This window comes from Vibrio sp. M260112, from assembly GCF_036533775.1.
GTDB lineage: Bacteria > Pseudomonadota > Gammaproteobacteria > Enterobacterales > Vibrionaceae > Vibrio.
Genome location: NZ_JATABH010000079.1, coordinates 1 through 9,227, shown reverse-complemented (window position 1 = coordinate 9,227; position 9,227 = coordinate 1). Strand labels below are relative to the sequence as shown.

Annotated in this window: 12 protein-coding genes and 1 pseudogene; 12 read left to right on the top strand and 1 reads right to left on the bottom strand. The window is 42.3% G+C overall.

Features of this window, described 5'->3' with window-relative positions; translation table 11 throughout:
• Positions 1-508: 508 nt before the first annotated feature.
• From QTN95_RS19290 to QTN95_RS19280, 3 genes are all read left to right on the top strand, one after another.
• The gene (locus tag QTN95_RS19290) at positions 509-634 is read left to right on the top strand and encodes a hypothetical protein (RefSeq protein ID WP_331418636.1); all 126 of its coding nucleotides are present in this window, start codon (positions 509-511) and stop codon (positions 632-634) included.
• A gap of 348 nt (positions 635-982) precedes the next feature.
• A complete protein-coding gene (locus QTN95_RS19285; protein ID WP_331418635.1) occupies positions 983-1,276 on the top strand; it encodes a hypothetical protein in 294 nt (97 codons plus the stop codon).
• A 67-nt stretch (positions 1,277-1,343) separates the two neighbouring features.
• The gene (locus QTN95_RS19280; RefSeq protein WP_331418634.1) at positions 1,344-1,688 is read left to right on the top strand and encodes a hypothetical protein; all 345 of its coding nucleotides are present in this window, start codon (positions 1,344-1,346) and stop codon (positions 1,686-1,688) included.
• 230 nt (positions 1,689-1,918) lie between these two features.
• Here QTN95_RS19280 and QTN95_RS19275 read toward each other — a convergent pair whose 3' ends face one another.
• Positions 1,919-2,566: a helix-turn-helix domain-containing protein gene (locus tag QTN95_RS19275; RefSeq protein WP_331418633.1), complete on the bottom strand. Its 648-nt coding sequence runs from the start codon at positions 2,564-2,566 to the stop codon at positions 1,919-1,921.
• 72 nt (positions 2,567-2,638) lie between these two features.
• Here QTN95_RS19275 and QTN95_RS19270 point away from each other — a divergent pair, with 72 nt between their 5' ends.
• The 9 genes and pseudogenes from QTN95_RS19270 to QTN95_RS19230 all read left to right on the top strand — a co-directional run.
• On the top strand, positions 2,639-2,857 hold the full coding sequence (locus QTN95_RS19270) for a hypothetical protein (protein WP_086371380.1): 219 nt from the start codon (positions 2,639-2,641) through the stop codon (positions 2,855-2,857).
• A 9-nt stretch (positions 2,858-2,866) separates the two neighbouring features.
• Positions 2,867-3,199: a primosomal protein gene (locus tag QTN95_RS19265; RefSeq protein ID WP_331418632.1), complete on the top strand. Its 333-nt coding sequence runs from the start codon at positions 2,867-2,869 to the stop codon at positions 3,197-3,199.
• Positions 3,196-3,531, top strand: a complete 336-nt coding sequence (locus QTN95_RS19260) for a helix-turn-helix domain-containing protein (protein ID WP_331418631.1) — start codon at positions 3,196-3,198, stop codon at positions 3,529-3,531. Before QTN95_RS19265 ends, QTN95_RS19260 begins: the two co-directional genes overlap by 4 nt.
• Positions 3,532-4,503 carry a MarR family transcriptional regulator gene (locus QTN95_RS19255; RefSeq protein ID WP_331418630.1) on the top strand — a complete coding sequence of 324 codons (972 nt, stop codon included), beginning with the start codon at positions 3,532-3,534 and terminating at the stop codon, positions 4,501-4,503. It begins immediately after the preceding gene.
• 6 nt (positions 4,504-4,509) lie between these two features.
• Complete coding sequence (locus tag QTN95_RS19250) at positions 4,510-6,267, top strand: transposase (RefSeq protein ID WP_331418628.1); 1,758 nt, start codon at positions 4,510-4,512, stop codon at positions 6,265-6,267.
• On the top strand, positions 6,239-7,351 hold the full coding sequence (locus tag QTN95_RS19245) for an ExeA family protein (protein WP_331418626.1): 1,113 nt from the start codon (positions 6,239-6,241) through the stop codon (positions 7,349-7,351). The genes QTN95_RS19250 and QTN95_RS19245 overlap by 29 nt, the downstream gene beginning before the upstream one ends.
• A gap of 2 nt (positions 7,352-7,353) precedes the next feature.
• Positions 7,354-7,581, top strand: coding sequence for a hypothetical protein (locus QTN95_RS19240; RefSeq protein ID WP_086371261.1), 228 nt, complete (start codon positions 7,354-7,356; stop codon positions 7,579-7,581).
• Positions 7,582-7,593: 12 nt separating this feature from the next.
• On the top strand, positions 7,594-7,755 hold the full coding sequence (locus QTN95_RS19235; RefSeq protein WP_170926979.1) for a hypothetical protein: 162 nt from the start codon (positions 7,594-7,596) through the stop codon (positions 7,753-7,755).
• A 1,266-nt stretch (positions 7,756-9,021) separates the two neighbouring features.
• Positions 9,022-9,227, top strand: a pseudogene (locus tag QTN95_RS19230) (IS110 family transposase); the annotation flags it as partial.

Here is a 9,227-nt window from a genome sequence, read left to right as displayed (position 1 = left end):
TTGAGATGTTATAACGCTCAAGTTGGTGAGGCACTGGCAAATGTCAAAGCAATGAACAAAGTCATAGGACTAGGTATGCCTGTTAGAAGCTAACGGCTAGTCATATATGGCGTCGTTGATCTTCAAGCTGATTTGATCAACAACGCCGTCTAAATCTAGCTCTTAATACTTACACTTATCTGGATAAAAACTGTCGCCACTTTGTCGCCACTTCTAAACCAATTTCATCATAACCATTTGATATTTAATAAATAATATAAGAAGCTTATAAAACGGGTGGATTCATCGCAGAAGAGACCGAGGTAGCGTAATTAGTTGATTTAATTGAAAACTAGTTTAACTAATTAATGGCGATTTACTGAGAATAACCGACAAAAACGCCAAGCTGGGTATCACCACCACCGAAACCCATAACCGCACCGAGCGCCAAGGATACAGCGGCTACGCGACCGGAAACCTAGCTACGCAAAGCCAGTACCGACCCTACCAGCCACTGGCCCCACAGACAATGAAAAGCAAATCCGAAGTAGAACTGCGGATTAAGTCAGATAAGCCAGTAACGGTAGACAAAGCCAAGAACGAGAAAGGCACCGAACTAACTCTGGATGTGGGGAGTTTGGGGTGGAGTTATTAGTTATCAAGAAAAAGATAAAAAGCTGTCAAATTTTTACTTGGATTAAATCGGCCCTGCTATAACTCGTACTCTATCTTGGAGAGTTACTGTATGGCCGAACAGTACTTATTACTCACCGTATATACAACAAAAAACCACATTCAAAACGAAACGCGAAACAAAACACCAAAAAGTGTAAAATTAACAAAATCAAATTCCAAAAAATGATCTTAGAAATAAATCATTATTGATTTAAAAGCAGCCAGATGTATATACTGTATATACTGTATATACTAAATACAAAATATAAAATTAGCATTGTATGTTCATACAGTATTTTCTTTAACGTGATATGAAGTCTAAAAATCTATGACTTTTGAAATTTCTAATGATGTTCGAAAAAAACTGGCCGTAAAACATGATGTCACTGAGCAAGAAGTAATAGAGTGTTTTGCAAACAGGGAATCTACTAAAAGCTTCTTAAAAGATACGAGAGAAGAACATCTTACAGACCCACCTACACTATGGTTCGTATCAGAGACTGATACAGGGAAAAAACTAAAAGTTGTCTTTATCTATTATAGCGATCTGGAAAAGTTTGTAATCAAAACAGCATATGCAGCAAATCCAGAAGAAATTCGCATCTTTAACAAATTTGCTTAATAATTATTATATCAATTAACAAACCCGATGAGTGACACTGATACAGCGTGTCGCAGGAGAGTATGCAATGAACACACCTAAGAAGATCGAAAGTACCGTTGAAGCATGGGAAGACGGTCAACTAGGCCGTGACGAACACTTTGTAGAAAAAGTAGAAATCAAGTCAGAGATAATTGATAAGTCTCTAGAATTACAGCTAATTTCGATTCGCCTACAAAACGGATTGATTGAAGACCTTAAAAATATCGCTAAGATTCATGGTATTGGCTACCAACCACTAATCAAACAAGTTCTCAAACGATTTGTAGATGCAGAGCTTAAAATGATGCTGCGTGAGAAAGTCGCAGAAGAAGCGAGAAAAGAAGCGGAAGAAGAAGCAGCTAAAAGCGAACCGATTAAAGCTTGTGGCTAATTTACCTTCAACAAGATACAAAACGCCCTACAAGGGCGTTTTTTTATACCTACTCACCTCTTTGGTAAAGCTCTAAGTTCTTCTAATTGTATAGAACCAAGATAATACTATAGTGACGTCAGGATAATAGTTCAGTGTTTAGGGATTATATGGGATATCTAGGGGTGAGGGGTGATGAGTTTTGGGATGACCATCTCTTTACAATGACCACCCCAATCATTAGGCGGTAGCTAGTGTTTGGAAGACATTTCCTGTTGTAGTTTGACCAGTTGCTGTTGTAGCGACGCTACCTTAGTTTTCTCCTCCAGATATTTGTCAAAGACTTTGTCAGCTTTACTCTTTAGCTGTTCCTTCGGAAACTCAGGTTTTAGACTTGCAGCTTGCTGTGCTATTGGTATTTCCAAGCCAAATTCAAATGGTTCTAAGTGATTTGCCTCATCATTTTCTTGGTCAGATATGTATTCTCGAATTTTATCAGCAGTTTCTTTAAAAGGATTGTCTGATGGGAACTTGCTAATCATAACATCCAATAAACGAACGACATCCTGACACGTAGCCCCAACAGTAAAAGCCCCACCAGATTCAAATGAAAACCCAGTAGCCCATCCCCACGAAGGAACAGTATGTGTTTGCTTTTGAGGCTGTTCTCTTTCGGTTAAAAGATCTTCTGCTTGAATCTCAAGCACCGCAAACTGTTCTAACATTCGAGTGAATACTTCTAGTGATGGTGAAAGCTCACCTCGTTCATATCGACTAAGAGTATCTCGTGATACCTCTAATTCTCTAGCTAATACTTCCTGACTCCATCCCAGGTTCTTTCTAGCTAATTTAAGCTTAGAACCAAAATCAGACTTAAACGATGCATTTTTTGTTGACATTGTAGATAATCCGCCTAATATTTGTAGTTAATTAGTCGTATTAGTCTAATTTAATAATCGGAGTAAATAAATATGAAAATTTTGTCAGAGCCATTATCAATCCAAAAATTCAACTTATTGAAAGGAGCATTCATTGCCCAAGGCACATCTTTTTCTGAATGGTGCCGCAATAACAACGTTACCCCCTCAAACGCTAGAGCTGCTTTGATTGGTTCGTGGAATGGGCCAAAAGCGCAGTTATTACGCGATAAGGTTATTCATGATTCAGGTGTTGATAACCAGGTTTCTTAAGAGGTTGTTATGGAACAAGTTAAAGAGAAAAAAGCACAAGAAAAAATCATGGCAATTTTAATGCAACTAAATGCAATTGAAGCCAAAAATGTGCTTAGCGCTATATGCAATTCTTTAGGGCAAAAGAATGAACATTTCGCCACAAGAACTCGACAGCTATCAAGAATTGAGTCAGATCGAGAACTCTATGAGTTCATTATGAGCTTGGATCTAGAGTTTATGACTCAGAAAGATGTTCTCGCCGCTTGTGTAGATAAGTTTGGAAAGGAACGAGCGCCCTCAAGATCAGGACTAAACAGAGCGTTTAATAAACTTTTAAACGGGAAAGGTGATAAATCATGAAGAGTAAATTTCAGAACTCCGTTGCAGGGTACAACCTGAAGCCGACACGACTAGCGCTCGATCTTCTTGAATTCATGGTCTCTCAAGGTGTTGAAGGAGCAAGCTTAAAGCAGTTAGGTGACCATACAGGTATCCCTAGGTCTAGTCTCCATCGTTACTTGCAAGTTCTCGTCGATAGCGGTTGGGTTGATGCCGTTGGTGGAAAAAAAAACATGCTATGGAAGCCTTCAAACCACTTCATCAAGCTGGCGTTCAGTTACAGAAATGCTGTGCGTGAGCAAGTAAAGGTTATTGAAGCAGAGTTTAAAGATTTGACTGGTGAGGAACTATAAATGTCAGATGAATTAAAAAGATTAGAAAAAGCATCACAGAATTTGGAAGATGCAGTTGAAATGAATGCAGCAGAAGCACTCAGCATTGCAAATAGCAACGGTGCAGACATCACAACAGGAATGCTAATTGGACAAATAAAAGTGTCTCAAGCTTTTGGTAATTTTGCTAACGCCATCAGTTTGTCATTTTTGAAAGAAGTCAAAGAAACCAAGAGCTACAAGGCTTTGAAGGGGCAACGCATCACGATGCCTTATGCAAATTCTGCTGACGGTCAGCAAAAAGAAGTGATCTTAACTGGTACATGGGATGAGTTTTGCAAAATCTGTCATACATCTCGATCTACTGTCGATGAAGATTTGAGAAATCTTGCCAAATTTGGTGAGAAAGCACTTCAATCAATGCAGACCTTAGGCGTCACAACTAAAGATCTACGCCGATTGCGTAAACTTCCCCAAGAAGACTTAACCGCTATCGTTGAAGGCGAAGTTGTAAAGGTTCAAGACCGTGATGAAGCCCTTGAAATCATTGAAGAGTTATCAGCAAAGCATCGTCAAGAGAAGCAAGCTCTTCAACAAGAAGTGAATAGCTTGACACAAGAAAAGCAATCTCATGAGCGCTTACTTGCTGACAAAGACAAGAAAATTAATAGCTTATCGAAAAAGCTCGATACACCGCTATCACCTGCTCAAGCTCGCCAAAAGGAAGAGCAGTTAAATAACCAGTTGCTAGAGCAACTGAATATAGCGGCTCTCGCGGTAGACAGCGGCATGGCTCGACTCTTTGATGCCATTCAAACGATCCAAGACAATGAACACCCTACGGATATTGACCAAGCGTGTGAAGATACCTTGTTTCGTGTACTAGAGCGTTTCCTAAGCTTGTCAGGAGATATGGGGATAGCCGCTCACGTTATCGAACATCTAGAGCAATGGCATTCAGAAAGTGCATTGCTCATGGATAGCGAGGGTTAAGCCTGTATGAATGCACTTGAGCTAGAACGCGCACAATACTTAAAACACTTAATGGCGGAGCTAGATGGTGCAGGCCGTGGTGAAAAAGGCTCGATTATTCAACGAGCGACCGAGTATCTGTGCATTTCAAAAAATAAACTCTATCAAGAGCTTGCAGCATTAGGTTGGGCATCTGGACGCAAGAAGCGCAATGATAGTGGTGAGTTGGCAATCACTCGTATTGAAGCGGAATTACTGGCTAACCTAATGCGCCAGAGTGAGCGCGACAGCGGAAAACGACTGATGACCATCCGTGACGCGATTGATATTGCCTTAGCGAACGGACAGCTTTCACAAGATATTTCTGAATCTACGGTATTACGGGCATTTAAGCGTTTTCGCGTACACCCAAATCAGTTGAACACAATGGAAACGACAACTAGCCAACGTTCACTCTACCCTAACCACGCATGGCAATTTGATGTGTCTATCTGCGTGCTGTATTACCTCAAAGGTGGCAAAGGGTTGCGAGTCATGGCAGAAGATGAGTTCTACAAGAACAAGCCCAAAAACCTTGACCGTATCGTCAATGAGCGCGTGTTACGTTACCTTGCAACCGACCATTACAGTGGTGCTTTTTTCTTACGTTACTACGTGGCTCCTGGTGAAAACACGGAGACCATTACCAAGTTTCTGTTTGAGGCGTTTTGTGAGCGTAATACAGGTGAGTTGATGTATGGCGTCCCTCAGTTGCTGATATGGGATGCAGGCTCAGCCAACATTGCGCACCAAACCCGCCATATGCTGGATATGTTGGAAGTAAAGCACATCGCACACACGCCTGGGCGTCCTTGGGCTAAAGGTCAGGTGGAGTCCACGCACAATATTGTCGAGCGCCGCTTTGAGAGTCGCTTAGCGTTTACCACGATTAACTCAATTGAAGAATTGAATCAGTATGCCGTGAAATGGTCGATGGGTTTTCAAGCGCTCAAGGCGCACTCTCGCCACAAAACAAGTCGCTTTGGCCTGTGGCAGACCATCCGAACGGAGCAGCTTCGATTGATTAAAGACGTAGAGCTGGTGAAGAGCATGATGCAACAAACGAAGCCAGAGGTCAGAAAGGTACGACCTAACGAACTCAGCATTAGCTTTGCGCCTAAAGGGTATGCCTCACTCGATTATTCACTGGCTCATATTCCGCACATCATTGCGGGTGATGAAGTAAAGGTATTCGTTAACCCTTACAAGGCTCCTGCTATTCGAGTGATGAGTGTGGATGACATGGGACAAGAGCACACACATGAAGCGTTACCTATTGAGCGTGATGCAGCAGGTTTCAACCTACAAGCTCCTATCATCGGCGAGCAACACAAAGCGATACGTGAAACACAAACGGATATCAGCCGTAAGCGACTCGATACCGCAGCATGGGGCACCGATAACCCACGAGACATCAAGAAAGTGCGTAAAGGGCGCGTGCCTGCCTTTAATGGTGACATCAACCCGATGGCAGACATTGAGCAACAATCTGTCCCATCCTTTATGCCTCGGCGCGGTACGGAAATGAGTGTGGAAGGTCAGCCATTAACCGAGCAGAAAATGACGATTATAGGGGCTTTAAACCGCTTTAAAAAAGCGTTTAACCCACGAAAAGAAGAGCTGGCGTCTGTTAGAGCGCTATTGAAGAAGCAACACCCTGACGGCCTAACCGAAAGTGAGCTAAAGACATTGATTGAACTATGGGAGCAAGGCGGTAATGAATACGCTCAGAGCGCAATTAGATAATGCTGGACTGACCATACAAGCGCTAGCTGACTATCTAGACATGAACTACAGCACGGTGCATCGAGCGGTACGGTTAAATGAACCACCTAAGCGACGCGCACAAGAATTTACAGACAAAGTAGAGGCATTCTTTGCTTCTAACGGACTAGAGGGAATAAGCGGTTGGTCAGAGGCTGCAACCAATGACCAACCAGAACCCCAGCTAGAAGAAATCAATCAGGACATCGAACTGGAGAACCAAATGTTAACACAAGAAGCAATGAAACACTTTAGGCTTTTCCGTAACCCGTTTATCAATGATATTCGTGGTGTACGTGATATTTATATGAACGAAGACAGCCGTTACGTACTGGCGGCAATGAAGGACGTCTCGCGCAACCAAGGCATTCTTGCCGTAGTGGGTGATTCTGGTGCGGGTAAGAGCGTTCTGCGCCGTTTGTTGTTGGATGATTTACACAATGACGGCGACATATCAGTCATTCAACCCAAAATCATCGATAAGACACGAGCAACGGCGGCTGGTATTTGTGATGCCATTATCAACGACATTAGCAGTGAAACACCAAAGCGCAGCATGGAAGCTAAGGCTCGACAAGTTGAGCGCTTGCTTATGACCGCGTTCAAAGGTGGTCAACGTCACGTACTCATCATTGAAGAAGCGCATGACCTGACCATCCCAGTGATGAAGTACCTAAAGCGTTTTTGGGAGCTGGAAGATGGTTTTTCAAAACTGCTTGGGATCTTACTGGTTGGTCAGACTGAGTTATTTCACCGCCTTGATGAACGTCGCCACTACGAGCTGCGTGAGTTCATTCGTCGCTGCATGGTCGTTGAGGTTCCGCCTTTAGATCACGACATCGAGGCGTATTTGAAACATAAGTTTGAGCGTGCAGGTTGTGACTATAACAAAATCATGGATGCCTCCGCAGCATCAGCCTTAAGAGAGCGTCTGCAAACACGCCGTAACCAATCTGGAAGCTTGGTATATCCGCAGGTAATCAACAACCTCATCACCAAAGCCATGAACCTTTGCGCTTCTCTGGGTGAAGACAAAGTCAACGAAGAAATCATTAAGGAGCTGTAAGTATGAAAATTCAAGATCAAACAGAAACCCGTGCAGTATTGCTAACAGATTGGAATGCTGCTGATATTGAAGAATTTGCTTTCAGTAACCTAGACGTGCTGACTCAGCTACTTAGAAATGCGAAAGATCTTCATGACATCGACATTGATGATTTGAGTTTTGCCTTGTCTGCTAGCGTTGAAATGTTAAGTGCCACGCGTCAGGCCAAACAGCCTATAGCCACACAGTAACAGGAGTCAGTCATGAACACACATCGCCTAACTGCTGCTGAAAGTCATGAGTTAGCTTGCCGTGTTTCTGCCTTAGGCGCTAAACAGGTACTTGAGCTACTAAGGATTATTCAGAACCATGCATTTGATTCGTCTTCAAAGCGCAAAGACACATCTCTATCATCAAGCCACTAACTACGCTATCATGCCCTTTATCCCAAAAGGGCATTTCTCTCTAAAACGCCCTCAGAGCGTTTTTAGGCATTTATGTGAGCATTGGCTCTTCTGAAAATCTTCTAACAAATCTGAGGCAATTTAAACAGGGTTTAAACATGGTTTGTACCGCTATTGACCCTGCTTCTACGCCCAAATCCTTTCTACCAATCTTATCTCCCTCTATTTAGAGCAACCCAGGTTATTTTCACTCACTCTACAAAATGAAGAAAACCACCCTCGCGGATGTTTTCCCAAGCGTCTTTGATTCCAAACCCCAAGGCATGGAAACAACATCGGATAGGCTCAACAAGCTAGTCAAAGAGCAATCCTTACCTGCATACTTAACAGGCAATTACAAATCACAAGATGCGCAATCTCATTATCCAATTGGGGGAGACGTGAGAGTTAAAGTGGACGTTAGTGATAACAGAGTCAAAACTACCGTAGACTCCTCGTCACCATCCATTAAGGTTGACCCTGATACAGGTATAAACTAACCAATACTTATGTCCGTATGGTGGGACTTAAGAACCACCTAGTGAGATTCAAGAAACTCCAATTATCCTGAAATTATCGTCGAATTATCCTGACGCGCTACATCTAATAGCAACGCTTAATAATATCTGTTCTTACAATTATTACGATAGCTGTCTTTTAAACTAGACACGATTAATTGCCCCAATTTTCACTCGAAGTATATCTCTTTACTCCGGTCAAATTTTCTAACTATCGCACCAGCTTCCGATGGGTGCTGCTGAGGAGTCAACAAAGTATTCCAAAATGTATCATCCCAGCTATCACCTTTCAGATAGAGATATCTACAGATTTTCACCAAATCCAATCGACTCCATTGACTAGCAGAAGAACGTACCTTTAGGTCATTTTCCAACTGATAAAACGTTGGTATGGCCTTGGCTTGCCATGCTTTATCCAAAAGCTCACTTAACTCGTCAACTTTATCAGATGATATGAGAAAACAGTCAGCATGAACTTCATGCGGCATTTCTATAGTATAAATGGGACAGTTAGAATATTTGCCTTATGAGAATCATCAAAAAACCACCCCATATCACCACGAATATCCAGCAGAAGTTTCAAGTAAGTATTATATCGCTTCTGAAATTTCCGGATCGTAATTTTCTTAGTTTTCATGAAGTCTCCATCGATTAACCTAACGAATGACATGGATTCCCCCTCCCGAGGATCTGCCACACTTAAGTGGAATACATTTGCACCGGAGGCACCATGTCTGATTATTCTTATTTTTGCGGTATCGACCTAGCTAAAAACCATTTTAGTCTTCATGCTGTCGACCAAAATGGCAAAGTCCTACTTCATAAGTCGGTTACTCGCTCTAAACTGCTGACTACAATAGCAAATATGCCACCTATGCGAATAGGTGTTGAAGCGTGTGGTGGTGCACATTATTGGGCGAGAACATTACGCAAACC

What these genes read in the sequence shown, in the direction of transcription:
- QTN95_RS19290 (WP_331418636.1), top strand. Translation starts at nt 509, where the DNA reads ATGAAAAGCAAATCCGAAGTAGAACTGCGGATTAAGTCAGATAAGCCA.
- QTN95_RS19285 (WP_331418635.1), top strand. Translation starts at nt 983, where the DNA reads ATGACTTTTGAAATTTCTAATGATGTTCGAAAAAAACTGGCCGTAAAA.
- QTN95_RS19280 (WP_331418634.1), top strand. Translation starts at nt 1,344, where the DNA reads ATGAACACACCTAAGAAGATCGAAAGTACCGTTGAAGCATGGGAAGAC.
- QTN95_RS19275 (WP_331418633.1), bottom strand. Translation starts at nt 2,566, where the DNA reads ATGTCAACAAAAAATGCATCGTTTAAGTCTGATTTTGGTTCTAAGCTT.
- QTN95_RS19270 (WP_086371380.1), top strand. Translation starts at nt 2,639, where the DNA reads ATGAAAATTTTGTCAGAGCCATTATCAATCCAAAAATTCAACTTATTG.
- QTN95_RS19265 (WP_331418632.1), top strand. Translation starts at nt 2,867, where the DNA reads ATGGAACAAGTTAAAGAGAAAAAAGCACAAGAAAAAATCATGGCAATT.
- QTN95_RS19260 (WP_331418631.1), top strand. Translation starts at nt 3,196, where the DNA reads ATGAAGAGTAAATTTCAGAACTCCGTTGCAGGGTACAACCTGAAGCCG.
- QTN95_RS19255 (WP_331418630.1), top strand. Translation starts at nt 3,532, where the DNA reads ATGTCAGATGAATTAAAAAGATTAGAAAAAGCATCACAGAATTTGGAA.
- QTN95_RS19250 (WP_331418628.1), top strand. Translation starts at nt 4,510, where the DNA reads ATGAATGCACTTGAGCTAGAACGCGCACAATACTTAAAACACTTAATG.
- QTN95_RS19245 (WP_331418626.1), top strand. Translation starts at nt 6,239, where the DNA reads ATGAATACGCTCAGAGCGCAATTAGATAATGCTGGACTGACCATACAA.
- QTN95_RS19240 (WP_086371261.1), top strand. Translation starts at nt 7,354, where the DNA reads ATGAAAATTCAAGATCAAACAGAAACCCGTGCAGTATTGCTAACAGAT.
- QTN95_RS19235 (WP_170926979.1), top strand. Translation starts at nt 7,594, where the DNA reads ATGAACACACATCGCCTAACTGCTGCTGAAAGTCATGAGTTAGCTTGC.